Below are 25,834 nucleotides of genomic sequence, written 5' to 3' on the forward strand. Positions count from 1 at the left end.
ATGACAGATATTATGCAGCACATTAAATTTTATGACTGCAGGATAATTGAGGGCAGTTCTACCTCAATTATTCTTGATAACGGAAAAATTGAGGAGATCTCCAGAAACTTCACAAGAGGAGCCGGCATAAGGGCTCTTTGTGGAGGTTCCTGGGGCTACACCTCAGTAGAAGGGGATATCAACCTTAAAAAAGGAGTCGACGCTGCCTCAAAACTCGCTTTTTCTATGAATGCCAGTACCCCAAAGGAAGAAGTAGAACTTGCAGCCATAAATCCTCCTGAGGTAAAGAATCTTCCTGAAATCAGGATTGACCCGAAGGATGTCTCTATTGAGGAAAAAGTCGATCTTTTAAAGGATATAGAAATTAGTGCAAAAGTAAAGGGCGTTAACAGTACCAAAGTGATGTACCTGGAATCCGAGTTTAAAATCGAATACAGGAGTTCCGAAGGTATTGAGGCGGGGTATGAGCTTACGAACGTCGGTTTTGTAGTTTCTGCGGTTGCCTCCGAGAACGGCGTGTATCAAGCAGGCAGAGAGAGCCGTTTTGGGTACGGATATGAGCTTTTTGAAAACGAAAATGTTCTGGAACTTGCCAGCAAAGCGGGAAATACTGCAGTTGAACTTCTCAATGCGAAAACTCCTAAAGGCGGAGAAATGCCTGTAATTCTTGATCAGGAGTTGGCTGGCGTCTTTGCTCACGAAGCCGTTGGACATGCATCCGAGGCTGATCTTGTCCTTGAAGGAGATTCTATTCTTGAAAACAGGATTGGAGAGCAGATTGCATCTCCCCTTATTACGATTATCGATGATCCTACCCTTCACGAGTTCGGATACTATCCTTTTGACTCCGAAGGGGCACAATCAAAAAGAACAGAAATAATCAAGGACGGAGTCTTTAATTCTTATCTTCATTCCCGTGAAACCGCAGCAAAACTCGGAGGAACTCCAGGGAATTGCAGAGCCCAGGGCTATTCCATGCCCATTGTCAGGATGAGCAATACCTTCATAGATAACGGGGATGCCAGATTTGAAGAAATGCTTGAAGAGATAAAGGACGGGATGTATCTTATAGGATCCAGAGGAGGACAGGTGAATACCGGAGAAGGAATTTTTCAGTTCAATGCTGAGAAAGGATACCTTATAAAAAATGGAGAACTCACCGAACTTATAAAGGATGTTTCTCTCTCAGGTAAAACCCTTGAGATACTCAACCACGTAGTTCTTGTAGGCAACGACCTGAAAATGACCGCAGGGAGATGTGGAAAAGCCGGGCAGCTTGCACCAGTATCAGATGGTTCTCCCCATCTGGCTATCTCAAAAGCCCTTGTTGGAGGTGCCTGAATATGTACGAGCTTGCAAGGAAAGCTCTCAGGCTTGCGGAAAGTGCAGGGGCTGAAGAAGCAGAGATCTATTACGCTGCAAATCGCTCAACAGGCGTGAACTTCAAAAAGGATGCCATAGAACATGCTAAAGACCGTTTTTCGGAAGGTATAGGCATCCGGGCTATAGTAAACGGAGCCGTTGGCTTTGCCAGTACGAATTCTGCAGCGCAGATAGAAAACGCCATAGAGGTCGCTGTTGCTGAAGCAAAGGTAAGGAGAGGCGACCCTGATTGGGTGAGTCTTCCTTCTAACGGGAAATATCCCACGGTTTCTGGTATTTTTGATAAAAAAGTTGAGGCTCTGGAACTTGAAGCCTGTATTGAATATGCCCTTGACCTTATTGAAGGCACAAAAGAGGTTCCGGGCACACTTCCGACTTCTGGAGGCTTTAGCCGTGCAAAAGGTAAGCAGCTTATTCTGAACACAAACGGCGTAGAGATAGAAGAGGAATCAACAGTTGTTTCCGGTTTTGTAGATGTCATCACGGTTAACGGGCAGACTTCGACAGCTTATGACTTCGCGATATCACGTTCTCTTGATATTGATTTCTTTGCCCTCGGAAAGAATGCCGCCGAACTTGCACTGAAGTCTAACGGCGGTATAAAAATCGAACCTCAAAAGACTGACGTGATTTTCCATCCGTTTGCTTTATCCGGCATTATTGTGGAAGCGCTTGCTCCTTCCCTTGATGCGGACAATATCCAGAAGGGAAGATCAGGTTTGATAGATAAACTTGGGGAAGAACTGGCAGCACCGGAACTGAATATCTATGATGACGGGCTGGTTGAAGCCGGAATTGAAACTTCAGCTTCGGATGACGAGGGTGTACCTTCGCAGCACACCACTGTAATTGAAAAAGGCGTGCTTAAGACTTATCTCTATGACAGTTATACCGCGGGGAAAGCAGGTGTAAAGAGCACAGGAAACGGTGCAAGGTCTTCTTATGCAAGCCCGCCTTCCGTAGGGCTCAGGAACTTTATTATTGATTACCCTCAGACTGATATTATTGCTGACACCCAGTCCGGAGTCTTCGTAAATACGGTAATCGGCGCACATACGGCAAATTCAATTTCAGGTGATTTCTCTGTAGAAGCCAGAAATGCCTTCACAATTAAAGACGGGGCTCTTGATAAACCTATAAAATCGCTGATGATTTCAGGCAACGCTTTTGAACTCTTAAAGCAAATTACAGGGGCAGGCTTTGATGTCAGGAAAGTCGGAGGAATAATTACGCCTTCCATCCGGGTTTCGAATATGAGCGTAGTAGGTTAAAGGCTCCTCAAGAGCCTTTTTTCCAATAATTCTTATCATTTTTCGACTTTACCTGGATTTTTCGCCTTTTACAACAAGCACTGGTATCTTTGAGTGCCTGATAACGTTTTCAGCTACACTTCCAAGCAGGAACCTATCAAGTCCCGTTTTTCCAAGTGTCCCCACAACTATCAAATCCATGCCATTCTGCTCTGCAAACCCTATGATTTCTTCTGCCGGATGTCCTTCAAGTATTACGGGTTCAACCTCTACGTTTGCAGCTTTAGCGATTTCTTCCACAAAAGCTGTAGCTCTTTTCCCTTCAGTTCTGAAGTTTTCTATGCTGGCTCTCACCCATCCAAGATCCCTTGCAGTATAGGCTACAGGGGTTACTACATATACGGCGTATACTTTTGCTCCGCTTAGTCTAGCAATATCAACTCCAGTTACAACTGCTTTTTTACTGAATTCTGAACCATCGGTTGCGATCATTATTCTTTGATAAACTTCCCCTCTCATACCAACCCCCCAATTAATTTATTTTAGGCGCTGTTTTAGGCATCCGTTTTTTAAAATGTTTCCACAGGATATTTTTTGATAACTTGTTTTAACAAAACTCAATTTGAGAAAAAATTTTTCCCTTATTTCTCAGCTTCGCCTTTTACGACCATGACCGGGATCTTTGAATGCCTTATCACCTTCTCAGCTACACTCCCAAGCAGGAATCTGTCAAGCCCAGTTCTTCCAAGTGTTCCCATAACTATCAAGTCCATGCTTTCCTGTTCTGAAAATTCCAGAATTTTGTCTGCAGGATGCCCTTCAAGAATTAAGGGTTCAACCTCAATGCCTGCGGCCCTTCCGGCATCCACAACAAAATTAACAGCTTTTTTCGCTTCCGATTCCAGAAATTCTCTCAATGATGCTTCCCAGCCGAAATCTCTAGGAGTATAGCCTGCAGAAACGATTACGTATACAGCGTAAAGCTTTGCTCCTGTGAGTTTAGCAAACTGGATTCCTGCGTCAATTGCTTTCCTTGCATGCTTTGAGCCGTCGGTTGCAATCATCACTTTTGTATAACTCTTGCCTTCCACATCAAGATCCCCCGGTCATTATACACCTTTATATTATTAAATCGAGTTTTTGCATTTTACTCTTGCATTAGAGTTTACTCGCAGCTTTTAAATAATAATTTTTCTTTAATTTTTTCTTTAATACTTTCTTAATGCTTCTTTAATCTTTTCTAACATTTTATAGCATTGTTTTAGTATTTTTAATAATATTTCACATAATCATGAGGACAAAAACACTTAAAATCTGATCTATTCCAACTTATTCTGGCACAAAAAGCTAATACCTTTTTGAGATACCAAAATACATATATACAGCTTAACCTACAGAGGGGAGTAGTGAACGGGTAATCTCAAAATCAAATATTATTGACAATAATTATATCCAACATATTTTAACCTCCTTCAAAAACCCCCGTTCACTGCTGTGTTTTTATATCTTTATTAAATTTACGCAAGTAATTTTTAGTTACTTTTCTCTATTTTTCTTCCTTTTAAAGGATCATTTCTATTTTTTAAAGGCTCTTTAAATAGAGTTTTTCAGCAAATTCTATACTTAATTACTTTACCCGAGATTCCGGTGCTGATGACCCTTATATTGGTGATTTCTATCTAGCTTACTTCTGCCTTCCTGTATTATGCCATGCTTAATAGTAATAACAGGAATGCAAACCTTACGAACACGCTTATTGCAGTCGAGTAAACGACAATCTGAACACCAAGGCGGGCACCAAAGATCGCTACTTTACTTGGGAGCTGGCTGCGAAGCGCAAAAATTGGGAGCATAAACATGCTGCCAAGCATGAGCACAATCATAGCCTGTATGTTTGTTATCTCCCCTGAGTGAATCATGGGACCCAGAAGTGAAATTCCAAGGATAGGGCTGGCTACGTAGCTTGTCAGCGGAACAATTGACACGGTAGGGATTTTAAAAATCTCAGCAAGTGGCAGCACGCTGAAAATTTCGAAAGCTCCCTGCTCCTGAAGTACGAAGACAATGGTAGTTGCAATAAGGTAAACCCCTGAAATCTTTAAAAAAGCCCTAAACTCTTTCCTGAAAGCCCGGCTAACCGCAGTCTTTATGGATACCTTCTTCCTGGCTTCCGGCTCAGGAACCCTGCAGGAGTTGCCTTTAAGAAACAATTTGCTTGCAATCGCAATTATCAGGATTTTAACCACTGCAGTGATTATAAACACAAGGGAATAGAATCCCCCTACCACAAAGCCGAGCGCAGGCAGGACTACTGGAATCTGGTAGGTGAAAAGTTCCCGAAAATAAGCAGGTGTAGCATTCATCATCGAGCAGAGCAGAACTTCCCTGTCCTCCAGACAATTTTCTTTCTTTGCCTGGAGAAGCATGCTGTTTGCAGCTACAGTAGATCCTATTGATACCAGGAAGGCTGAAGCGCAGGTATCGGGCAGGTTGGTGTAGGCGAAAATAGGGCTTACAAGTTTTGAGAACTTCTGCATTAGACCCAGTTCTACCAGTATACCTGTGCCTACAAGCCCCACAAAAATCATTGCAAGTACGGGAAGCGCAAAATCAAGTACCTGGATTAAAAGGTCTATCATTGTTAGTTTATTTGTATAGGGAAGTAAATTAATATATCCGGAAAAGCTCCTGGACTCTTTCTTTGAAAAATTTTAGTTTTTATGTTTATTTGCCTTTTCCGGCAGTTTCTCCTCTTACGACAAGTACAGCCTTTTTCGAATGCCTCATCACATTTTCAGCCACACTTCCAAGCAGGAATCTTTGAATTCCAGTTCTTCCAAGTGTACCCGTAACAATAAGGTCAATATCATTTTCTTCAGCAAATTCGACAATCTCATTCGCAGGATTTCCTTCCAGAAGTACGGATTCGACATTAACATTTTCAGCTTTCGCTAGGTTTTCGACATAAGTGATCGCTTCCCTGCCTTCTGCCCTGAAATAATCGAGAGCGATTTTCTCCCATCCTACATTCCCGGGATAAGTTATCGAAGGTACTCCATAGTTGATCACATACACAGCGTACAATTTTGCTCCGCTTATTTTTGCGATTTTAACTGCTGTTTCGACTGCTTTTCTAACATTTTCCGAACCGTCAGTTGCAACCATTATTTTCCTGTAAATATTACTTGTCATGCCTGATTCCCTGTTTTTAAGTTCCCCATTTAATAGGAAATGCTACTTTAATACTCTTATTTAGGAAAGGAACGATGGTGCAACTCCGTTGTCTAGAGCAGAATGCACCAGTCCATTTAGTTTATTTTAAGAGTTCCTGAGCCTTTCCAAGTTATTTCATCTTTTAACTCTCTTCCGTCTCGAACAAAGTAAGGGCATGTGTTGGACAGGTTTCTACACAGGCAGGCATATCCCTGCCTTCACAGAGATCACATTTTATTCCTGCTTCAGCTTGCCTGTTGATAATTCCGCGATTTGATAACATGGAACTGGTCCAGCAGCCCATAACGAGAATCATATTGTACAGAGAAATGAAACGGGGGCATACTGTAGAACAGATCCAGCAGTTTACACAGCATTCAGGGTTATGAGTTACTGTGCTGGTAATCTCATCCTGGCAGAGGGCATTTGTAGGACAAGCCGAAACACAGGGAGCATCCTTACAATGGCGGCAGGTAATGGGTAGAGAGGTTTCAAGGTCAGGGACGTACTCTAGATTAATGCGTTTTTTGGGAGCTGGCTTTTCTCCTATAGCCGAAAAAAGATTCTTGCTCTCGGAATGTGCAACTGCACAGGCAATCTCACAGGAGCGACAGCCCAGACAGCGTTCGGGCTGAATCATTATGTCTCTCATTGTAAATCATCTCTCTGAGGTCAGGCCCATTGCCTTTCTTTTCCCTGTAATCAAACCCAATGCCTCTCTTTTTCCGTCAATGTGCTCAAGCATCAGACCCGCCGCTTTGATGGGATCGGGTTCAACCGCAAAACTTGCTCCGACCACATCGTTTAAGCCTTCTGTCAGAAGGGACGTAACAGCCTGGCTTCCGAGCACTGCCGGAACAGTACCGAGAACGGTGTATACACCTGATGAAACAACATAAGCCCCGATACTAACTGCCTTTTCGCTCATCCATTCTGGAGCCGCTCCCGCTGCCGGGAGGTCACTTATATCTACACCCAGGCGGTTTGCAAGCGCAGATGAAAGCACAAGGATACGGCTGATATCAACACAGGAGCCCATGTGCAGGACCGGAGGTATGCCAAGGGCTTTACATACAGCTTTCAACCCGTCGCCCGCAAGTTCGGAAGCCTCAGGCAAAAGCAGACCTGCCTCAGCACAGGCAATTGCATTGCAGCCAGTTGTTACCACGAGCACGTTGTTTTTGATTAGTTCCTTAACAAGATTAACATGCCCGTAATTATGCTTCACTTTTACATTGTTGCAGCCGACAACAGCCCCGACTCCTCGAATTGCCCCACTTTTTATCGCCTCAATGAGAGGATCTGGAGTTCCTCCAAGCGCATTCAGGATGGCTTCAACACTGAAACCGACCATGCACTCCTGCTTTTCATCAGGTATGGTAACCTTTTCCGGAACTCTGTTAGGGAAGTTCTCGACGGCTGCTCTTACGATCTCTTTTGCAGTTTCATAAGCCTTATCCTCGTGGAATTCCATTCTTACAGTATTTGGAAAATCAGCTTTTGAGGACGTCGATATAAATTTCGTATGGTAGCAGCCTGCAAGCTCTCCAAGTGATGGCATGACGCACTGGACATCTACTACCATAGCCTCTACAGCACCTGTAATTACTGCAAGTTCCTGCTGGAGGAAAGTTCCTGCTATGGGAGTCCCGTGGCGCATCAGGGTCTCGTTGCCAGTACAGCAAATCCCAGCAACGTTGATGCCTGCTGCACCCTTTTCTTTTGCGAGTTCAAGAAGCTCGGGATCTTCCGCGGCTTCCACGATCATTTCTGAAAGAATTGGCTCATGCCCGTGGACAATTACATTTACTTTGTCTTTGGACAGCACTCCCAGATTAACAGTACTCCTTCTCGGCTGCGGAGTTCCGAAAAGTATATCCTGAATATCGGTGGCGATCATCGAACCTCCCCAGCCGTCCGAAAGCCCTGTGCGCAGCCCTTGCAGCAGGATATGGACTGCATTATTATCCACACCCATGTGGGTTCTGTGCATGCATTCCACGATTTCCCGGTCAATTCCCCTTGGTTCTATTCCAAGCTCTGCCCAGAGTTTGAGCCTTGGTTCGGGGGCTCTTCTGGTACACAGGAGGTGCCCATCCTGTTTTCCAAATTCCAGAAGTAGTATGTCGGCGAGTTTTGCCGCTACTTCCTCAAGGCTTCCCCCTTCGGAAGAAATTCCATATTCCGACGCAAGGGATAACAATTTTGCTGTGTCTTTTATTTTATAACTTCCAGCCTTTCCCTCACTCATTTTCTTGAAGGTCAACACTGAATCTCTTGCATGATCGGAATGAGCTGCTGCACCTGCAGCAATTGATCTTAGGAGGTTTCTTGCAACTATGATATCTGCGGTAGCACCGCATATCCCTTTGTCGGCTTCTTCCCCGAAAGGATCTATCCGGCATGGACCCATATTGCAATTCCGGCAGCAGATTCCTAGCTGTCCGAAACTACACTGAGGTAATTGCTTCTCATACCTTTCCCAGGCAGTTTCAACGCCTTCTTCTTTGGCTTTCTGAAGCATTGCCAGGGTTGCTGGGTCAATGCTTCTCTCGTGTACTTCCTGTTCCATCTCATATCACACAGTTTTCTTTATACTTTTTTATATATCCATGATTTTCGGTTCCAGTACCCGGATTTAGGCAACGAACTTCCTTAAATAATATTAATCTTAAGTAATATTTTCTTGAATTAAATAGCCTGAGCGCCTCTCATTTTCTGAGATAACATTCCGGTTCCTGATCCCGTGCTCCATACCTGGTACTGAGTTCTATGTGATCTAAAAACCGGCTAATCTAGAATCCCTTCAGAATTATCAAATGTTATTGTTTTATAAACTTTTTGAAAATGCCGCATTTCGCCTCATTTATAAAGTAGTAATACTCGATAAAACTTATAAGAACTGAAATCATAAGTGCCGGTAAATATAGATTACATTAAATAAGAGGATGCGTTGTATACCGTAAATAGCAGGATAAACTCACTGGATTAAGAGAATGTGAGGAAAACAATAAAATATTCCGATTATAAATAAAATTCTCTCTTCCCTATAGGAAAAGCGGCTTTAGCGGTGAATTTTAGTGAAAAAAGATCTTATGGATGTTCTGGCTTGCCCTGTATGCAAGGGCGACCTGATTTTGAACGTTGTTGAAGAAAATAAAGAAGAGGTCGTCTCAGGAACCCTGTACTGCCCCGTATGCAAGGAGTACTATCCAATAGATGAGGGAATCCCAAACCTGCTTCCTCCTGACCTCAGGAACTGATGTGGGGGTTAAACTTGCAGCAGATATTCCAGAATGTTATTATTAACCGACAGGAACTAAACTCAATTGAGTTTGAAAAGGAAAGCATCGAGATTCCTCTTTCTCCCGGAGGAGAAGAGACCTTTGAGATCCTGATAACAAACTACGGATCTCCTACTCATATTCATCTCTCGGTAAGTGAAGAATTAAAAGGCCTGATCACTTTTTTGAGGGATAACCCGTATGTGCTTCAAAAAGAGTACGTCTCCGCAGTTGCAAGAATCCCGCAAGAAGGAAAGACACTAATCCAAGGGCAAATCTTTATCACAGCAGGTTACGGATCAAGAAAGAGAGGTTTCCCAGTTCAGCTTGGAAAGACAGACACAAAACCGCAGGAGCATCCGAGGGATGAAGTCTATGCAGTGGATGAGGAAGAGGAACTGAATTCTCAAAAGCCTGTAACGAGGATTTCTGGATCCAGATCTGCAAATGGGTCTGGAAGGTTTTCATCTTTTATTCGTAAAAGCTTTACAGGAGGATTTCCGGCTTCAGCAGGAAGAAGAACTTACAGGAATGTAAGTGGGAACGAAAGACTTTCTTTGAATATGGCTTTCGGAGGTGTTTTGCTACTTATAGGCCTGTTCTTCCTCTACTTTATTCTGCCATCAGGTCTGCAATTCAAAGTTAGTTTTGCGCAGTCGCTTTTATTTTCAATCCTATTTGTGACCTGTATGACATATGTCCTGTTAAGGATTGCAGAGGAAGGTTAAACCCTAATAAAAACTCATTTCGGTCCTGTTTTACACCTGTTAACTCGTTTACAGTCGAGAAAAGCATGAAACTATTCCAAATATTTATGATCTAGGGTTACCGAATTGGAAAAATTGTACTCTTTTGTACTTTCCTCTTCCTCTCCGGGTTTTTCCTGCTGCTACACTTCACATAAATATTCTAAAGTGATCAGAAAGGTTATTCGTCTTATGCAGATTTATTCTCTTACTTCCACTTCTTATTTGAGCCTGTACCTTTTTAGAAGTAGATAGTGTTTTTATACAATGAAGATATTGGTATTGTGTTCGTACCAGAGAATTAATGACAGATATCTTAAACGTTATTAATTTGATCATTTTTATGTCTAATTCAACATAATTATTTTTAGTCTGAAACCGTTATTAGGAAAATCTTTGAGGAAGTTCCCATGAAGTACATAGTAGTTACCGGTGGAGTGATGAGCGGGCTTGGAAAAGGCATTACCATCGCATCCATTGGCAGAAATCTTAAAAACAAAGGTTATAAAGTTACAGCTATCAAAATCGATCCTTACATCAATATAGATGCAGGCACCATGAGCCCCTACCAGCACGGGGAAGTCTTCGTGCTCAAGGACGGGGGTGAGGTTGACCTGGATCTTGGGAATTACGAGCGTTTCCTTGATACGGAACTTACAAGGGATCATAACATTACTACAGGCAAGATTTACCAGGAAGTAATTTCCAAAGAGAGAAGAGGGGACTATCTCGGAAAAACTGTCCAGATTATTCCTCATGTCACAAATGAGATCAAAAGCAGGATCAGGAAGGTTGCAGCCCGCAGCGGGGCTGATATCTGTCTTATTGAAATAGGAGGCACAGTTGGGGACATTGAGAGCATGCCTTTCCTTGAGGCTGTACGCCAGATGCACAGGGAAGAGCCTTCCGAAAATATTGTGTTTATTCATGTGACCCTGGTTATGGAAGACCTTCAGGGTGAACAGAAAACCAAGCCTACCCAGCACTCTGTAAAGGAACTCCGAGCCCTTGGTCTCAGCCCAGAAGTGATCGTTGCAAGATCTAGAACTCCTCTTCAGGAAACTGCCAAAGAAAAAATTGCACTCTTCTGTGATGTGCCTCAGGAACTGGTTATCAGCGCCTATGATGCCGGCGACATTTATGAGGTGCCTCTTACGATAGAAGAGCAGGGCTTGACCAACCAGCTTATGAAACACCTGCAACTGGAATCTAAAGTCGAGAACGGCAGCTGGAAAGAGATGGTCGCAAAGATGAAATCCACAACCGATACGGTTAGACTGGCAATTATCGGTAAATATACCAATCTTGAGGACGCTTATCTCAGCATCCTTGAGGCTGTCAAACATGGAGGGATTGATAACAAGTGCAGGGTTGAGGTTAGCATGGTTGAATCCGAGACCCTGGAAGAGAACCCTGCTGAAGTTGAGAAGCTGAGACAGTACGATGGGATTCTTATTCCGGGCGGCTTTGGAGAGCGCGGCATTGAAGGGAAAATACTGGCAATCAAGTTCGCCAGGGAAAACGATATCCCTTTCCTGGGAATTTGCTTGGGCATGCAGCTTGCGGTTATCGAATTTGCGAGGAATGTGGTTAAACTTGAGAATGCAAACAGCACAGAATTTGACGAGGATACTCCTTATCCTGTGATTGATATCTTGCCTGAGCAGGCATGTGTTGCGGGCATGGGCGGTACAATGCGCCTTGGAGACTATGAGGCTATCCTTAAAGAGGGTTCGCTTGCTTCAAAAATCTATGGAACCAATTACATTGTGGAACGGCACCGCCACAGGTATGAAGTTAACCCTGAGTTCGTGGACAAGCTTGAGTCCTTTGGCATTGTCTTTTCCGGTAAAAACAAGAACAGAATGGAGATTGTTGAGATCCCTGGCAAGCGTTTCTTCTTTGGCTCACAATTCCACCCTGAATTCAAGTCAAGACCGGGCAGGCCATCTCCCCCATTCAAAGGGTTTGTTGCAGCAATGTGCAAATACAGGAAGGAGAGAGAAAGGCAATAATGCCTGTACATACATCGCAACTTCACTAAATTTATAAAGGTGTACACTATGGCAATGTCTAAAAAAGATATGGAGAAAAAGAAGAACGCTAAGAGAGAAAAGATTGCAGAGCTTGAAAAACTTGCTTCCTCAGGCAGCAAGGATGCTAAGAAAAAGCTTGCAAAGGCAAAGAAGAAAAAATAATCTTTAATAAGTGTTTCTTTTCTATGTAGTGTGCGAGAAGGTTCCGGGATAATTCCCGCCGTCCCACCAATTTTATTTTGAGAATTTTAAATAAGTATTCTACGGATTTATTCCTTGTCAACTTGAAATATTCCGTTCTTTACTCAAAATTCCCAGAACTGCTTTTTCTAAAGCTATGTATCTTTTTTCTACGAAAAACAGGTAATACGAAAAATAGGTAATTCTAACATTCAGAATTTTTGTTCATATGAATGTGATAAATTTTTATTTCAATTCTGTTTTAAAGTATTATAAAGGCTGTAATTTGCAGAAAATTCAAATTTATTTTAACAAAGTTTCAAATATTTGAAAAACTTAGTAATTATGGGTGATTACGTGGAAAATATAAGTTTTTCAGATGCTTTTAAGTACCCATTCAAAAAACCAAAAAGGCTTCTATACGGGCTCTGGCTGCTCATTCCGATTCTTGGATGGTTTATAATTTTCGGTTATAGTGTAAGGCTTGTCAATGAATTTATTGAAGGCAGATATGAAGGACCCATTAAACTCAACCCTATGGAAGACCTGAAGCTCGGGTTTGTTATTTTTCTTAAATCTATTCCTTTCTATATCTTATATATAGCTATAATTGTTGCAGTAGATTCTGTCAATGAAACATTGGGATATCTTGTAAGCTTCCTGCTCGGTTTCTTTGTAGTTCAAATTCTTATGGTTAATTTCTTCAGAAAACAAACTATTGGGTCTTTTTTTGAGTTCCAACTGCTGGATATTGTCAGGGATAACCTTGGAGATTATATCATAGCAATGCTGAAGCAATATGCTCTCACTATTGTTTTCCTAATACTTTCAATTATACTCGTAGGAATACCAGCTATGCTCTTTACAAGCTCGATATTCATTGCAAACCTCTACGGAAGGCTTGTTGAACAGAGGCATAACCTCGCCTTAAAAACTCGATCGGATGATCCTGTTACAGTATAACCAGGATGGATTCTATTGGCAGACCAGATTTTTTCCTGGCTGCCGAGTATTTTTCATTCTATAAAAGGAGCTGAAAACTACAAAAGCTGAAGTAAATAAGGAAACTGAAGGATCGGCAGAAGCTTTGCAGGTGTCTGTCAGTATCTCAACTTCGGGGAAATGCTTACTTTTTTGAGAGACACTTAGAGAAAATTATTTGAAGTATTACGAAGAGAGTACAATTTTTGAGGACGTTTATGGGAAGAAATTTGCTCTATCTTACACTACTATTATTTGTTTTTTTATTTGCTTCTGTTTCAGTTGCTTCTGCGGCCGATATAGTTCTTGACACCGAACATCACCACCTTGGGGATAATTTTAAAGAAGAATTGAACCCTGGTGACCCGGAAGGGCTGGTTTACACAGCTACTTTTACCCTGGACCCTTCAGTGGATATAGAAAGTGCAGAACTTACAATGACAGGAAAAAGCATTGTTCCGGGGCCGACAAAAGAATTTCTGGATAAGGTATATCTCAATGAAATAGAAATCGGAACCCTTAACGACTATGTTCCGGCAGAAACCCCGGATTCTACCTCGGTGAGCATTAAAATTCCGGTTCATCATTCTCTTTTCGATTCGGGAACCAACATCATAAAAATTAGCGCCGGGAGTAACGCTAACCGCAGTAATTATGATGACTTTGAGTTCTATAATCTTTCACTTCATTTAAGTGAAGTCGAACCTGTAACTCTGGCTCCGCCTTTAGAAGTCGCCTGGACCTATAAATTTCCGTGGAGATTAATACACGGGGCACCGGAATTCGAAATTCTTGCTGCGGATGGGGTTCTCTACATTTGCCAGGGTTATTCTGAAACCAGTGTTACAGCGATTAATGCGGAAACAGGTGAGTTACTCTGGGATAAGAATCTTACAGAGCAGGGTCACCTCGGGTATAAGGATGGGGTTTTAATTGTTTTAAGCTATCCAACTGTTGATGCACTGAATGCAAAGAACGGTGAACTTTTATGGAGTAGAGGCTATCAGGGTGGTTGGCCGGATATTCCCCTTATTTTTGGGGATACTTTGTTTGTGAGCGAGTATGGTAGCAGGTATGTGACTGCCATTGATATTGGGAGTAGCGCCCTGAAATGGGATTATGAAATTAATTTAACAGGCTCTAGAAATACTGGTAGTTATTATTTATCAGGTCTCCAGACAAACGGAAATGTTCTCGCACTCCGATATAATATATATGATATTCCTTACGAACACGGTTTAATCGCACTCGATATAGATACAGGAAAAGAGGTCTGGAGATATACGGATTTAAGAGAACACTCCCCTGATCCTCTCTTCTACAAAGATTTGATCTATATTGGAGGCGAAGAAATTGTTGCGTTATCTGCTAAATCGGGTGAGGAAGTTTGGAAAACAGATACTAACGGATAGGTAATAAGTACTGAAATAAAGGATGGTAAATTAGTTGTTAAGGAGGAATTATCTAACTATTCCCGCAGGTCTGTAGTTTTAGATGTGAATACAGGAGAAATTTTGGAAGAGTTCCCCAGTTCGGAACGATATTTCTCGTCGTCCGCGGTTACTGATGAATATGTATATTCCACATCCGGGTGCAAGATAAGGGTTTTCGACCCCGTCACAGGGGAACCTGTATGGAGCAGCAGCAGGATAAAAGGTGCTGCACTATCAGAACCAACACTTTACAAAGATAAATTATATCTGGTCTCAAGTGACGGAGTATTATATGCCTTTGAGCAGGGGGAAGGAGGATTATTCTTTACCAGAGGCCTCGAGGATTCTGCTATCCTTTACTTGCCCCCAGTTGCTACTGCTGGAATGCTTTTTCTGCTGCCCTTCCTTCTCAGAAAAAATGAAAACAAAACCCTTGTTCTTGGTTACTGGTTGATAGCTCTTGTGGGAGTTCTTTTGCTTTCATTTATAGCTATACAGCCATATTTCATTGCATGGGATATATTCGGAATGCTGACTTTTCTGGTCTTATGTGCCCTGGGTGTGATATTGCTGTTTGGCATTATATTTCTTGTCTTTGGGCTCCTAAAAAGGAGGAAATAATGGAGAGCAGAAAAAAATCTTCCACTTCTGGAAATAAACTAATTTAACTCCCAGGAAAACTGCTTGCCTTTCGCGTATACGAATCCGGATGCCGGGAAGTAAGAAGCTTCACGGGTTAAAAAGAGCAGGTAGATAGCTGGATTAACCAGCTTCTTCTTTTATTTAACCTTCTTTTGAGTTATCAGCCTCTCAGCTCATCTGCAGCGGGTCTACCTTCATATATTCCCTGAGTACAGTTGTTGCATAACTTCCTTTTGGCAGCATGAATTCAAGCACAGCTTTTGATTTTCCGGGGTTAAGTTCATCTTCGTTAACCTCAAACTTCGGTTCAACCTGAAGGAGGATTTCCCTCCTGGCACCTTTTGAACTCATTTCCGGAATTTCTTCAATATTGAAACCCTGCAGAGGAACTTTTAATTCTTCAAGAACCACCTGCTCGATTTCTCCCGGAACGCCTGAAGCAAACTCCGTATCATAGCCCGGAAGGGGAGCGGTTATGAATGCCCTTTTTCTTTTAATCAGGTTGTTCATGGCATTTACAGTCTCAGCGGTAACTTTTTCAGTTTTTGATGAATCAGGCAGCCCGAGCTCATTCTTAAAACAGACAATATCGCCTTCCACAGCCTGATTTAAGGGAAGACCTTTTTCAATTCTTCTGCACAGGATGGTATTATAAATATACGACTGGTAACCATGCACGAATATTCTGTACAGGTTTTTCGGGAGCACCAGAAAAGCGCCTGCGAAGTCATCAGGGTTAGCTATCAGATGGTTCATCATTGCCCTTTCGTGCCCAAGACGTAAAGGATAGATTTTTAGCCCCTCCTTAAAATTACGGGTTTCCTTTACGAACTGACGAGCCTGTTTTGTTTCTTCCGGCTCATAAGGGAAGGGTTCGGCAATATAGAGCATGGCAGCTTTTTCGAAATTTCCCTCTACAATGGTTTTCCCTACCAGATGTGTAACAGGGCGTACAGAGCCAAAACGCTGGATTCCGAAGAAGTTGGGGACGCCTCCCTGAGCTACGATCTCGTTTGTAGTCTTTTCTAACAGTTTGCCTGCTTCCTCAGTCGAACGGGCTATGTTCCGTATAGTAATTATGAAATCATTTCCCCAAAGGTCTCCTAATTCTACGGGTTTACGGGAGCGTCCAAGGACTTTCAGCTCTATGTCTTTTAAATGGACTTTTTCAATTTCGGAGGCATCAATATCAAAAATGCTGATTTTCTGAGTGGTAAGTGCACGTTTATCCTTTGTGCCTGCAACACTGATCCTTTTCTGGCTTATCTTAAGAATTTTCGCAAGGGTCCGGGTAAAATGGTGGGTGTCCCAATCTCGTTTTACAAGCTCAAGGATAAGATATTTTCCTTCCTGTCCTTCTTCCCGATTCGTAATCTCTTTAACAATAAAATCTTCCACTTCCTGGCGGAGCTGTCCCCCAAGACCGTCGGTATCTGTGGAGTAAAGGTTTACTCCGATCTGTTTTTCAATTTCCGGCACTTGCATGATTAAAAAGCTCTCCTTTATGTATCTGATGAAGTTATAAAGGCCACCTTGGGTCGATATCAATAACCTTTACTACACTCGTGTTTACGAAAGTCCAGCTCCTGTATGCTTCATCTCCTTCATTTTCCTTACTTCTCACCTGGGCTGTTTTCCCGGGAAGTCCGCCTGCATAAAGGCTTGATGTTGGGTCAAGCATCAGCCAGGAGCCGTATTCGTCGGCAAGATAATTCACATCGACATCTCCATAATAAGCTCTGATTCCTTCTACTGAGGCCTCTGTTTCATTGGTTCCATTACCTATATAAACAGCTGCAAAGGCATGGGTGTCGGTCAGGTAAACCCGGGTTGTGCCTCCTATAGCCTCAAGCAGGGATGAAAGAAGGATTGCCTGGTCTTCGCAGTCTCCGGCTCCTATTCTCAGAGTAACGTTGGCAGGCTCCCAGATATCATTACCCCTTGGGTCACTGACATATTCGATATTCTCTTTTACCATGTCAAAGAGGGCACAGATCTGATAAATATTATATTTTCCCGGATATAAGCGAGCCACTTCGGCTGCCTTTCCCCTTACATTAGGTTCGGCTGGCTCAACAAGTCGGTTTATGGTTTTAAAGGAAGAAGCAGGATTGTATCGGTAAACTGGATCCGATTTCTCTGGCATTGGTTTCAGGTTTACAGTGAAATCTTTAAGGAAATAGGATTCGTACTCATGCCATTTACCCTCAGAAGTAGAGGCAAGCAGCCAGAGGACAATCCTGAAACTGGCGCTTTCTTCTTCGGGAATCTGAACTGCGATTACTCCGAGATTTTTCTCCTCACCGGGAGGAATCAAAACTCCACAATCCTCAGAATAAATCCTGTTTTCGGAAGCATTAACCGAAACACCATACCTATCAATAAAAATCGGATTTCGCCCTTCGTTTTTAATGCTGGTTCTTATATACCCCACTCCTCCCTGGAAAAACTCTGAGGTCTGGTAGCTACTGCTCAGAGAGAAACCAGGCTGCAGCGGGGTTCGCAGGATTGGCGTAGGCTCACTTTTCCTGGGAGAATATTTGGGTATTGCAGGAGAAGTAAATAAAGCCGGCTCAGGTGTAAAAACAACCTCCTGGCTTCCGGGTTCCAGTCCTGCTATAATATAGCCTGTCACTTCATCTTTAAAATTCTCAATAGAATCCGAAGACAGTACCCCGGTAAGTGCGGCAAGTATAAGGCATAGGCATGCGCATAAAACAGCAATTATTGAGGCTGTTTCCTTTCCCGAATCCTCTGATTCTCTCATGAGCCCTCCTGACCAGATATCACAAAATATCTATCATCGGAGAAGCTATCGTATTGATAGCTTCTACTATTTAATTTCAGTGTAGCTTCTCTAAACCTGGTTTTCAGGTTTCTGGAACTTAAACAAGTTTAAGATCTCGCGTAATTTTATCTATAAGCTCTTCCTTTGCCGGTCCAATTCCTAGAGCTGTAACAGTTCCCGGTGGAATTTCCGTAAGCCCTGCATCCTGTATAAGGGCAGTAGGAAGTCCTTCCCGCCTTGCTTTTTCCTTAAGCTCATAAAGATCTTTAAGTGTAGGAACCCTCAGGACAATTTTCTTCTGTCCGCCTTCTTTCCATTTTTCAAGATCACTTTTGCTTGCCCACTCCGCAGCCGAAATGGCAGCGTGAGCTACCTGTACTGCAAACTTGCCTTTAGAAAGTTTCAAATCGTCCCTTGTGACTATACACTGTTTATATTCACTCATCCTTTGCCTCGGGTTTATTCAAAGTACATCTATTTCTTAAAGGTTTTTGATGCGACTGCCGAATCCATCTACATCTTGGTCTCTACACTTATTTTCAGGTCATTTAATTGCGGTCTGTCGGCTGCATTAAAAATGATAAAACCTAATGTCTTTACTTGAAGAGCTGATTTCAGTTATATATATGGAGAATTCCATTTATAATTCTTTCACAAAATACTTACAATGTATTCCATGATATATTCTGCAGGGTTTATTCCCCAGGCATCAAAAATACCTTTTCCTGACGGGGTTCCGTTGACCTCAAGAATTTTAGGACTTCCTCCTGTCTGGCTGGAATGAATCTTAACTTCTTTTCCTAGATTGTCAGTCATACCTTCTACAATATCTACACCTGCAAAAACCGTGCCTATTGCCAGTGCAGCTTTCTCAGCAATTTCTTTTTGCTCTTCCGTAAGCGAGCACCTGTCTGCGCTTCCTCCCTGGCTAAGGTTGTTAATCCAGGAGCCAGATGCCGCTTTACGGTAAATGGCACCTATAGCCCTGCCACCAACGACAAAGGCTCTAATATCTCTTCCAGGATTCTCTATAAACTCCTGAATATACAGCATACCTCTCTCTTCAAGCAATTTATTGAGGATTGCTTCCAGGGATGAAGATTCTATCTTTCTGTCCGAAAATCTGACTTTCCCATGCTTTACTCTTGCAATGTCCTTTCCCTTATACCCGAATACAGGCTTTATAACGGCATCTCCGAACCTTGATATTACCCTCAGAGCCGACTCTACATCCTGTACTGCCACAGTTTCGGGCACTGGCAGTCCGGCCCTTGCCAGAAGATAGGAAGCATGGTACTTATTTGCGGCATTCCGGATCGCTTCAGGGGAATTGACAACAGGGATTCCTTCGGCTTCAAGTTCCCGCAGAATATCAAACCTTAAAGACACGCCTTCAAAGGCTCCTGCGCCTACGTCCCTTACAATTATAGCATCAAGATCTCTAAGATCTATATTTCCTACTTTAAAGACTGTCGTTAATTTCCTGGCTATTGGCTCGTCAGTTATCGTATTAATGCCGACCTCTGCAGCCCTGAGGTCCAGAATAAAAGGAGAAAAACCTTTCTTTCTTGCTGCATCAGTAAGTGCTCTGGCTGTCCAGTCTCCAGGGTCAGTAATTATAATTCCTACTTTTTTCATGGAGTATCATCGGGAGAATACAAGATCAACTTTACGATAAGTAAGTAAAGCAGATACGGATATGTAAGCAGATGAGGAATACAGTACATCTAAAAGGTTTTGTGCGTCTCTTGTGTAAGTATGGTAAGGGAAGCGGCTTTTTCAGTAAGCTTAAAAGTTAAATCGGGTAGATTGTTTTTTGTTCTTTTCTTTCAGTCCTGCTCCGGAAGTGTTTCCAGCCCCTGCTTTTTCCTGTAATCGTTAATTGCCCTGTGGATAGCTTCCCTGGAAACGACTGAACACTCCAGTTTGCCTGGAGGCAAGCCTTCAAGAGCTTCGGCAACTGCCTCGTTTGTCAGGTTCCAGGCTTCTTCCAGGGTTTTGCCTTTTATCATTTCAGTCGCCATGCTGCTGGATGCAATCGCTGCCGCACAACCGAATGTCTTGAACTTTACGTCCTCAATGCGGTTATCCCTGATTTTCAGGAAAATCTTCATGTGATCCCCATGTGGGTTTCCTGCTTCTCCAACGCCGTCAGCATCCTCAATTTCCCCTACGTTCCTGGGATTCATGAAGTGATCCATAACTTTTTTATTATACATATAGTTCCCCAGACCTTGTTATTTTATACGTCTTTTTATTTCTCACATATATTTTCTGGTTTATAGAAAGGAGATATAGCTCTGAGTTTTTCAACAATTTCAGGCAGGGCTTCAAGTACATAATCAATGTCTTCTTCAGTATTTTCATCCCCAAGTGTCAGGCGAAGCGTACCCTGAGCTATTTCCGGAGGCAGCCCTATTGCCCTGAGCACATGCGAGGGATCAAGGGAACCTGAAGAACAGGCACTGCCTGTAGAACAGCAGACTCCCATCTCGTCAAGCATAAGAAGCAGGGATTCCCCTTCAATATATTCAAAACTTAAGTTGATGTTGTCTGGAAGGCGTTTTTCCGGGTGTCCGTTTAACCTGCAATGAGGAATTTCCAGAAGTCCAGCAAGAAGCCTGTCTCTCATTTTTCTCATCTTCCTGTCGTGCTCCTCAATATTTGCTGCTGCAAGTTCTATTGCTTTTCCCAATCCAACTATACCTGCAACATTCTCGGTTCCTGCTCGTTTTTTGCTCTCCTGGCCGCCTCCGTGCATGTAGTTATCAATTTCTGTCCCTTCCCGCAGAAAGAGAGCTCCAATTCCCTTGGGCCCATAGAACTTGTGAGCGGAAAGGGAAAGCATGTCAACGTTCCTCTCTTTCTTTTTCATCTCCAGGGGGATTTTACCTATCACCTGCACAGCATCGGTATGGAAAGGAATCTCATGCTCTTGTGCGATCTCACCTATCTCAGAAATCGGCTCTATTGTCCCAATCTCATTGTTTGCATACATTACCGAGATAAGAATCGTGTCCTCCCTGATTGCAGCCTCAACCTCTGCAGGGTCTACAAGTCCGTACCTATCTACAGGCAGATAAGTAACATCAAAGCCCTGTGTTTCCAGGTACTCACAGGGGTAGAGCACGGCATGATGTTCGATTGGCGTTGTGATGATATGTTTTCCTCTCTTTCGCCTGGCAAAAGCCGTTCCTTTAATCGCCCAGTTATCGGATTCTGTTCCCCCTGAGGTAAAATATATCTCTTCAGAATTAGCCCCCAGGGCTTTTGCAAGCTGCTCACGGGCGGCTTCTACTGCCTCTTTACCTTCTCTCCCTATTGAATACAGAGAAGAAGGATTTCCGAAATGTTCCTTTAAAAAAGGCAGCATAGCTTCAAACACTTCAGGTTTTGTAAAGGTAGTGGCTGCATGATCCATGTAAACAAAGCGCTTTTCTGCCATCAGAACTCCCCTATGAAAATAGGGGCTTGCGCAATATGAATTTATTGTATATTTTGCTTCCCTGAGCTGTGCATGAGTCCATTTTTATATAATAATCAATATATACAAACACAGGTCTGAGTCAAAGCGCTGAGCAGTATGGCATACAGTTATGAAGGGGATAGGGTACAGGTCTGGGCCTGCTCTGAAATTACCGATGTACAGCAGTCTATTCTTTCTGGCTATCGATTCTTTCAAGATTATGTGAAAACTGAGAGCTTATTGTATAACTGCCTGGAAGAACTTATCCGAATAACTGCCTGCTGGAGATTCTGTGGCGCTCATGCTCAATATCAGCAGGAATTTGTGCCTGCAGAGGTCAGGATAAAGAGAATCATTAGGGGGGTAATTTAAACGGCAATTTATTCAGTTCAAATCACTGCTAAAACTCTTGAAGAATTGAGGGCTCTGGATAAATTCGAGCTTGATTTAAAGTATAGCTCTGCACGGCAGCTGGCTGCTGATCGTTTTATGGTTCCAGGTATTTTAACGGAGGAACAGATTCGGCAGGTTGAAGCGGCAGGCTATATCGTGGAGAAAGTCTCCGACCTTTCACGGGTAGCTGAGGAACGAGTACAGGAAGTCTCGCCTGTAAACCGCTTTGCTGAACTTGCCGGGCTTTTGGGATTTGAAGAACGTGCAGTAATGGGCTACATGACCGCAGATGAGGTTGAGTCTGCACTTGCCAATCTCCAGGCTCTGCACCCCGGTCTCGTAACTCTCATTGAACTTCCTCATCGTACCTGGGAGAATAGAATATCTCATGCTGTCCATATACGCGCCGGAACGAAAACAGATCGAACTGGTGTACTATTTACCGGCAGTATACATGCGCGGGAATGGGGCGGTTCGGATATCTGCGTAAACTTTCTTGTCAATCTCATCAATGCTTACCGCGCTGGCAGCGAGCTAACCTATGGAGGGAAGAGTTTCCCTGCAGATCAGGTCCGTGAAATTCTTGAAAACCTTGATGTGTTTGTTTTTCCTGATGTGAACCCGGACGGCAAGCACTACAGCCAGACATATGATCCAAACTCGGGTGGTCACCAACATTTCTGGTGGCGTAAGAACCGCAATCCGAATAATGCTGTAGAGATATCATCTCAGGGTGTGGATTTAAACCGGAGTTTCGATTTCCTGTGGAACAGTGGAATTGGAACCTCCTCAAACCCATCGAGTTTTATATACAAAGGGAAAAGTCCATTTTCCGAGCCAGAAACCCGTAATGTACGCTATCTCTTTGATACTTACCCGAATATCGGTTACTTTGTGGATGTGCACAGCTATGGCGGGCTTATACTATATAATTGGGGAGATGATAATAATCAGACCATTAATCCAGAACAAAATTTTTTTAATCCTGTATATAATGGAAAACGTGGATATTTAAATGATACAATTTATGGAGAGTTCATATCCACTCAGGATAAAGACAGGATTATAAATCTAGCCGAACGTATGAACAACGCACTGGCGGCAGTACGTGGAGAGAATTACACCGTTCAACAGTCTGTAGGGCTCTATCCGACATCCGGGACATCAGACGACTATGCCTTTAGCCGTCATATAGTAAACAGCCTTCACAGGAAAGTTTACGCCTATACTATCGAGTTCGGGCAGGAATTCGTTCCACCTTTCAGTGAAATGAGCAATATTATTCAGGATGTCTGCGCCGCCATGAGTGAACTTTGCCTGGCTGCAGCAGGACAGTAATCCTCGATCTTAACGGCATTTTTCCAGGGTAAGCATCCCTGAAGGAAGGACTGATTTTCGTGGGTCATTATATTGTAAGGATACACACCGATACATGGGACCGGTTGCGCGATCTTCAAAGCCTGTATGATCTTGATGTCTTTGGCAAGACGGCAAAACAGCTTGTGGATGGTTCATTTGAGGTCCAGGGAATACTCTCGGAAAAACGAATCAGGATTCTGTCTGAGAAAGGATACCGGATAGAGATTCTTAATGACGTTGAAAAGGTAGCAAAAGAAAGGCTGAAGGATGTAGCCAATCCCGGTTCATTGAACGGAGATCAATCAGACAAGTAGTAATTAGGTAAATAACTTTGATAGAAGGATTGCACTGCTCCTTTAATATTATACTTTTTCTACCTTTTCAAGCAGGAACTGCCAGATGTCTCATCAAAGTTGTTAGAACAAGCTTAAAATGATTAATGAGTTTTTGATCCTTTTGTCAGGGCAAAAGTGGATACTTAAAGTTATCGAAAATTAGTATACATTCTCATCTGCCACTGACCACTCTGTATCTTTTTTCTTATAATCCCTTTTGTGAATTCCACATAAATTTCCCTCATCCGGGGTATGAGCATGGTGAGCCCTATTATATCGGACAGAAAACCCGGAGTTAGAAGGGCAAAGCTGCCAACCAGTACGAAGAAACCATGAAGAAGTTCATTTCCTGGCATGTAACCTCTGCTCATTGTTTCCTGGATCTCGCGGAGCACGCGGAAACCCTGGGATTTTGCCAGATAAGCGCCCAGGCTTGCAGTTATTAAAATAATGAGCACGGTATTTAATGCCCCGATGACTCCCCCTATTTTGATGAGTAAGTAAAGCTCAATAATTGGGATAATCAGGAAAATAGACAAAAGTTTAAAAAACATACTGATCATTTTCAGGATTTTGGGTATTTATCAGTGTTGAGATGTACTTATTAATAATTCTCTATATGTGTTAGCAATAGTTTAAATGTTTGTTTTAAATCTTACAGTGAGGAGCTACTATCCTTCTATGTTAGTCAATTGTATTTTCTTTCATTTTTTACAAAAAATAATAATTGCCTTATTTTATAAATTTCTATTAATTTTTTAAGCCGTCTTACTTTAATAAGGCTGCCCTTATCATGAAAAGCCTGCTTTGTCAGGAAAGTGTTGTTGCTCTAAGCAGGCAACTGTTTTATTTTGCGAGAAAAAGGGATAGCCTGTTATATGATAGGTATAATACTATGTTCGTAATCTAACGCACCATTTATAAAATAATAATATACACCAGATACTTTGCAATACTCACTCACTAATATATTCTATCAAATGTTAAATATAGTCCGGATGTTACAGAGATAGTTTCACTTACCCCCCTAAAAAAATGGTTTTTCTGAGGTGCCGGATGTATGGACTTCGATGCAATTGATGACTTTGTATATAATGTTGTTGGAATAATTGGATCCTACCAGAAAAATCTGTGCTCTGCAGTTAATTTTGCCCTGGAACTTGCGGAAAGAAAATCCATTTCCCCCACAATCTTGCTTGATCTTTCCAGTGCCTGCAAGCAGCAGAAAATGGTCATGGAAGAATATGTTTTCGCAAAAGCATGCTTTACTCGAGCCTCTGGAAAACTCCGTGAGGATGCCTGCTTTGCACTTGGCACTGCGGCTCATGTTCTGGGCTTTTTCCCTGAGGCGGAGGCAAGTTATCTGGAGGCTCTGAAAGAAAGTCCAGAGAACGGAGATGTAAGGTGTGCCTACGCTGAACTTCTTTTGGAACTCGGAAAGACTGAGGATGCCGAGAAGGAATATGAAACCGTACTTAAAGCTTCACCACAGCATGTAAAGGCGAATGCAGGATACGCACATCTCCTGACCGAGTGCGGGTATGTAAGGGAAGCTGAAGAGTACTATTTAAGGGCGCTTACGGTTGACCCTGACTATGTCCCTGCGCGAGGCGGGTACGCAAACCTGCTTTTCGAGCTGGGAAGACTGAGGGATGCGGAAAAGGAGTACAGGCGTGCAATAGTACTGGACCCTGAAGATCCAAGCCTCCACCACAACTATGGAGTCCTGCTCTCTTTCCTGGGGCGCTCTTCAGAAGCCGAAGTCGAGTACAGAAAGGCTCTCTCTCTCAACCCCAGGCACAGGCGAACTCTTTTTAATTATGGGAACCTCCTCGCAAGAGAAGGCAGAGTCTCAGAAGCTGAGGCTCACTACATGGAAGCTCTCGCCCTTGATCAAAACGATGCAAAAGTCCATTCCAATTATGCAAATCTCCTTGCCCGTTTTGGGAGGCGGTACGAAGCTGAAATGGAATACAAGAAAGCGCTCAGTCTGGATCCTGAGAGTGCAGAAGGACATTACAGCTACGGAAACCTTCTTTCAGAAATTGGACGCTTATCCGAAGCCGAGGACGAATATAAGAAGGCACTTGCCCTAAATCCGTATTATCCTCCCCTTCACTACAACTACGGCCTTCTTATGAGAAAAATGGGTCGCTTTGACGAAGCCAAAAAGGAATATATGAAGGCTATGCAGCTAGATCCAGATATAGGAAGCAAGATGACAGAGACCTGGATAATTCTAGACTGAGATAAAAGTCTGGATCTTTATGTCATCAGGCTTTTCGAATCTGCGATCCTGCCTATATAACATCCAACCCTATAGCATCCAACCCTATAATAACATC

General features: G+C 42.9%; 26 protein-coding genes. 13 read left to right on the top strand and 13 right to left on the bottom strand.

Translation table 11 applies throughout. The features are described from left to right. Entirely contained in the window at positions 1 to 1,341 is a 1,341-nt protein-coding gene (locus MSTHT_RS00720; protein ID WP_181952218.1) for a TldD/PmbA family protein, read from the top strand. Positions 1,342 to 1,343: 2 nt separating this feature from the next. After that, positions 1,344 to 2,654, top strand: coding sequence for a TldD/PmbA family protein (locus tag MSTHT_RS00725; RefSeq protein WP_048166146.1), 1,311 nt, complete (start codon positions 1,344 to 1,346; stop codon positions 2,652 to 2,654). A gap of 48 nt (positions 2,655 to 2,702) precedes the next feature. Here MSTHT_RS00725 and MSTHT_RS00730 read toward each other — a convergent pair whose 3' ends face one another. The 6 genes from MSTHT_RS00730 to cooS form a co-directional block, all read right to left on the bottom strand. Continuing rightward, on the bottom strand, positions 2,703 to 3,152 hold the full coding sequence (locus MSTHT_RS00730) for a universal stress protein (RefSeq protein WP_048166147.1): 450 nt from the start codon (positions 3,150 to 3,152) through the stop codon (positions 2,703 to 2,705). Positions 3,153 to 3,274: 122 nt separating this feature from the next. Continuing rightward, the gene (locus MSTHT_RS00735) at positions 3,275 to 3,724 is read right to left on the bottom strand and encodes a universal stress protein (protein WP_231588124.1); all 450 of its coding nucleotides are present in this window, start codon (positions 3,722 to 3,724) and stop codon (positions 3,275 to 3,277) included. Positions 3,725 to 4,336: 612 nt separating this feature from the next. After that, positions 4,337 to 5,272, bottom strand: a complete 936-nt coding sequence (locus MSTHT_RS00740) for a nucleoside recognition domain-containing protein (protein WP_048166148.1) — start codon at positions 5,270 to 5,272, stop codon at positions 4,337 to 4,339. Positions 5,273 to 5,357: 85 nt separating this feature from the next. Next, the gene (locus MSTHT_RS00745; protein WP_048166149.1) at positions 5,358 to 5,825 is read right to left on the bottom strand and encodes a universal stress protein; all 468 of its coding nucleotides are present in this window, start codon (positions 5,823 to 5,825) and stop codon (positions 5,358 to 5,360) included. A gap of 163 nt (positions 5,826 to 5,988) precedes the next feature. Then, positions 5,989 to 6,498: a 4Fe-4S dicluster domain-containing protein gene (locus MSTHT_RS00750; protein ID WP_048166150.1), complete on the bottom strand. Its 510-nt coding sequence runs from the start codon at positions 6,496 to 6,498 to the stop codon at positions 5,989 to 5,991. Positions 6,499 to 6,504: 6 nt separating this feature from the next. Then, positions 6,505 to 8,418: an anaerobic carbon-monoxide dehydrogenase catalytic subunit gene (cooS, locus tag MSTHT_RS00755; RefSeq protein ID WP_048166151.1), complete on the bottom strand. Its 1,914-nt coding sequence runs from the start codon at positions 8,416 to 8,418 to the stop codon at positions 6,505 to 6,507. A gap of 508 nt (positions 8,419 to 8,926) precedes the next feature. Here cooS and MSTHT_RS00760 point away from each other — a divergent pair. The 7 genes from MSTHT_RS00760 to MSTHT_RS14215 all read left to right on the top strand — a co-directional run bounded on the left by MSTHT_RS00760 (position 8,927) and on the right by MSTHT_RS14215 (position 15,127). Continuing rightward, the gene (locus MSTHT_RS00760; RefSeq protein WP_048166152.1) at positions 8,927 to 9,109 is read left to right on the top strand and encodes a methytransferase partner Trm112; all 183 of its coding nucleotides are present in this window, start codon (positions 8,927 to 8,929) and stop codon (positions 9,107 to 9,109) included. A gap of 14 nt (positions 9,110 to 9,123) precedes the next feature. Further along, entirely contained in the window at positions 9,124 to 9,858 is a 735-nt protein-coding gene (locus MSTHT_RS00765) for a DUF7524 family protein (RefSeq protein WP_048168263.1), read from the top strand. A gap of 428 nt (positions 9,859 to 10,286) precedes the next feature. Then, positions 10,287 to 11,891 carry a glutamine hydrolyzing CTP synthase gene (gene pyrG / locus MSTHT_RS00770; RefSeq protein WP_048166153.1) on the top strand — a complete coding sequence of 535 codons (1,605 nt, stop codon included), beginning with the start codon at positions 10,287 to 10,289 and terminating at the stop codon, positions 11,889 to 11,891. A 48-nt stretch (positions 11,892 to 11,939) separates the two neighbouring features. Further along, positions 11,940 to 12,074, top strand: coding sequence for a hypothetical protein (locus MSTHT_RS15280; protein WP_259274554.1), 135 nt, complete (start codon positions 11,940 to 11,942; stop codon positions 12,072 to 12,074). Positions 12,075 to 12,419: 345 nt separating this feature from the next. Further along, positions 12,420 to 13,055: a DUF4013 domain-containing protein gene (locus tag MSTHT_RS00775; RefSeq protein WP_231588125.1), complete on the top strand. Its 636-nt coding sequence runs from the start codon at positions 12,420 to 12,422 to the stop codon at positions 13,053 to 13,055. A 236-nt stretch (positions 13,056 to 13,291) separates the two neighbouring features. Further along, on the top strand, positions 13,292 to 14,485 hold the full coding sequence (locus MSTHT_RS00780) for a PQQ-binding-like beta-propeller repeat protein (protein ID WP_048166154.1): 1,194 nt from the start codon (positions 13,292 to 13,294) through the stop codon (positions 14,483 to 14,485). A gap of 84 nt (positions 14,486 to 14,569) precedes the next feature. Next, the gene (locus MSTHT_RS14215; protein ID WP_197071753.1) at positions 14,570 to 15,127 is read left to right on the top strand and encodes a PQQ-binding-like beta-propeller repeat protein; all 558 of its coding nucleotides are present in this window, start codon (positions 14,570 to 14,572) and stop codon (positions 15,125 to 15,127) included. Between the two features lie 189 nt (positions 15,128 to 15,316). Here MSTHT_RS14215 and truD read toward each other — a convergent pair whose 3' ends face one another. The 6 genes from truD to nifS form a co-directional block, all read right to left on the bottom strand. Then, the gene (gene truD, locus MSTHT_RS00790; RefSeq protein WP_048166156.1) at positions 15,317 to 16,633 is read right to left on the bottom strand and encodes a tRNA pseudouridine(13) synthase TruD; all 1,317 of its coding nucleotides are present in this window, start codon (positions 16,631 to 16,633) and stop codon (positions 15,317 to 15,319) included. A gap of 34 nt (positions 16,634 to 16,667) precedes the next feature. After that, positions 16,668 to 17,915: a transglutaminase-like domain-containing protein gene (locus MSTHT_RS00795; protein ID WP_048166157.1), complete on the bottom strand. Its 1,248-nt coding sequence runs from the start codon at positions 17,913 to 17,915 to the stop codon at positions 16,668 to 16,670. A 118-nt stretch (positions 17,916 to 18,033) separates the two neighbouring features. Next, positions 18,034 to 18,381, bottom strand: coding sequence for a peptidyl-tRNA hydrolase Pth2 (pth2, locus tag MSTHT_RS00800; RefSeq protein ID WP_048166158.1), 348 nt, complete (start codon positions 18,379 to 18,381; stop codon positions 18,034 to 18,036). Between the two features lie 206 nt (positions 18,382 to 18,587). Then, a complete protein-coding gene (mptN, locus tag MSTHT_RS00805) occupies positions 18,588 to 19,574 on the bottom strand; it encodes a tetrahydromethanopterin:alpha-L-glutamate ligase (protein ID WP_048166159.1) in 987 nt (328 codons plus the stop codon). A gap of 191 nt (positions 19,575 to 19,765) precedes the next feature. Continuing rightward, entirely contained in the window at positions 19,766 to 20,155 is a 390-nt protein-coding gene (nifU, locus tag MSTHT_RS00810; RefSeq protein ID WP_048166160.1) for a Fe-S cluster assembly scaffold protein NifU, read from the bottom strand. A gap of 35 nt (positions 20,156 to 20,190) precedes the next feature. After that, a complete protein-coding gene (gene nifS, locus MSTHT_RS00815) occupies positions 20,191 to 21,381 on the bottom strand; it encodes a cysteine desulfurase NifS (RefSeq protein WP_048166161.1) in 1,191 nt (396 codons plus the stop codon). A gap of 138 nt (positions 21,382 to 21,519) precedes the next feature. Between nifS and MSTHT_RS00820 the strand changes: the two genes are divergently transcribed. The 3 genes from MSTHT_RS00820 to MSTHT_RS00830 all read left to right on the top strand — a co-directional run bounded on the left by MSTHT_RS00820 (position 21,520) and on the right by MSTHT_RS00830 (position 23,468). Continuing rightward, positions 21,520 to 21,774, top strand: coding sequence for a hypothetical protein (locus tag MSTHT_RS00820; RefSeq protein WP_048166162.1), 255 nt, complete (start codon positions 21,520 to 21,522; stop codon positions 21,772 to 21,774). A 117-nt stretch (positions 21,775 to 21,891) separates the two neighbouring features. Beyond that, the gene (locus MSTHT_RS00825; protein ID WP_231588126.1) at positions 21,892 to 23,133 is read left to right on the top strand and encodes a M14 family metallopeptidase; all 1,242 of its coding nucleotides are present in this window, start codon (positions 21,892 to 21,894) and stop codon (positions 23,131 to 23,133) included. A gap of 59 nt (positions 23,134 to 23,192) precedes the next feature. Beyond that, complete coding sequence (locus tag MSTHT_RS00830) at positions 23,193 to 23,468, top strand: hypothetical protein (protein WP_048166164.1); 276 nt, start codon at positions 23,193 to 23,195, stop codon at positions 23,466 to 23,468. A gap of 170 nt (positions 23,469 to 23,638) precedes the next feature. On the opposite strand, the gene MSTHT_RS00835 is transcribed toward MSTHT_RS00830, so the two are convergent. Beyond that, positions 23,639 to 24,043, bottom strand: a complete 405-nt coding sequence (locus MSTHT_RS00835) for an FxsA family protein (protein ID WP_048166165.1) — start codon at positions 24,041 to 24,043, stop codon at positions 23,639 to 23,641. 506 nt (positions 24,044 to 24,549) lie between these two features. Here MSTHT_RS00835 and MSTHT_RS00840 point away from each other — a divergent pair. Further along, on the top strand, positions 24,550 to 25,737 hold the full coding sequence (locus tag MSTHT_RS00840) for a tetratricopeptide repeat protein (RefSeq protein WP_048166166.1): 1,188 nt from the start codon (positions 24,550 to 24,552) through the stop codon (positions 25,735 to 25,737). Positions 25,738 to 25,834 lie beyond the last annotated feature (97 nt).

The organism is Methanosarcina thermophila TM-1 (genome assembly GCF_000969885.1).
Taxonomy (GTDB): Archaea; Halobacteriota; Methanosarcinia; order Methanosarcinales; family Methanosarcinaceae; genus Methanosarcina; species Methanosarcina thermophila.

Coding starts and splice junctions, on each gene's coding strand:
- MSTHT_RS00720 (WP_181952218.1), top strand. CDS start 1: ATGACAGATATTATGCAGCACATTAAATTTTATGACTGCAGGATAATT.
- MSTHT_RS00725 (WP_048166146.1), top strand. CDS start 1,344: ATGTACGAGCTTGCAAGGAAAGCTCTCAGGCTTGCGGAAAGTGCAGGG.
- MSTHT_RS00730 (WP_048166147.1), bottom strand. CDS start 3,152: ATGAGAGGGGAAGTTTATCAAAGAATAATGATCGCAACCGATGGTTCA.
- MSTHT_RS00740 (WP_048166148.1), bottom strand. CDS start 5,272: ATGATAGACCTTTTAATCCAGGTACTTGATTTTGCGCTTCCCGTACTT.
- MSTHT_RS00745 (WP_048166149.1), bottom strand. CDS start 5,825: ATGACAAGTAATATTTACAGGAAAATAATGGTTGCAACTGACGGTTCG.
- MSTHT_RS00750 (WP_048166150.1), bottom strand. CDS start 6,498: ATGAGAGACATAATGATTCAGCCCGAACGCTGTCTGGGCTGTCGCTCC.
- cooS (WP_048166151.1), bottom strand. CDS start 8,418: ATGGAACAGGAAGTACACGAGAGAAGCATTGACCCAGCAACCCTGGCA.
- pyrG (WP_048166153.1), top strand. CDS start 10,287: ATGAAGTACATAGTAGTTACCGGTGGAGTGATGAGCGGGCTTGGAAAA.
- MSTHT_RS15280 (WP_259274554.1), top strand. CDS start 11,940: ATGGCAATGTCTAAAAAAGATATGGAGAAAAAGAAGAACGCTAAGAGA.
- MSTHT_RS00780 (WP_048166154.1), top strand. CDS start 13,292: ATGGGAAGAAATTTGCTCTATCTTACACTACTATTATTTGTTTTTTTA.
- truD (WP_048166156.1), bottom strand. CDS start 16,633: ATGCAAGTGCCGGAAATTGAAAAACAGATCGGAGTAAACCTTTACTCC.
- MSTHT_RS00795 (WP_048166157.1), bottom strand. CDS start 17,915: ATGAGAGAATCAGAGGATTCGGGAAAGGAAACAGCCTCAATAATTGCT.
- pth2 (WP_048166158.1), bottom strand. CDS start 18,381: ATGAGTGAATATAAACAGTGTATAGTCACAAGGGACGATTTGAAACTT.
- mptN (WP_048166159.1), bottom strand. CDS start 19,574: ATGAAAAAAGTAGGAATTATAATTACTGACCCTGGAGACTGGACAGCC.
- nifU (WP_048166160.1), bottom strand. CDS start 20,155: ATGTATAATAAAAAAGTTATGGATCACTTCATGAATCCCAGGAACGTA.
- nifS (WP_048166161.1), bottom strand. CDS start 21,381: ATGGCAGAAAAGCGCTTTGTTTACATGGATCATGCAGCCACTACCTTT.
- MSTHT_RS00820 (WP_048166162.1), top strand. CDS start 21,520: ATGGCATACAGTTATGAAGGGGATAGGGTACAGGTCTGGGCCTGCTCT.
- MSTHT_RS00825 (WP_231588126.1), top strand. CDS start 21,892: ATGGTTCCAGGTATTTTAACGGAGGAACAGATTCGGCAGGTTGAAGCG.
- MSTHT_RS00835 (WP_048166165.1), bottom strand. CDS start 24,043: ATGTTTTTTAAACTTTTGTCTATTTTCCTGATTATCCCAATTATTGAG.
- MSTHT_RS00840 (WP_048166166.1), top strand. CDS start 24,550: ATGGACTTCGATGCAATTGATGACTTTGTATATAATGTTGTTGGAATA.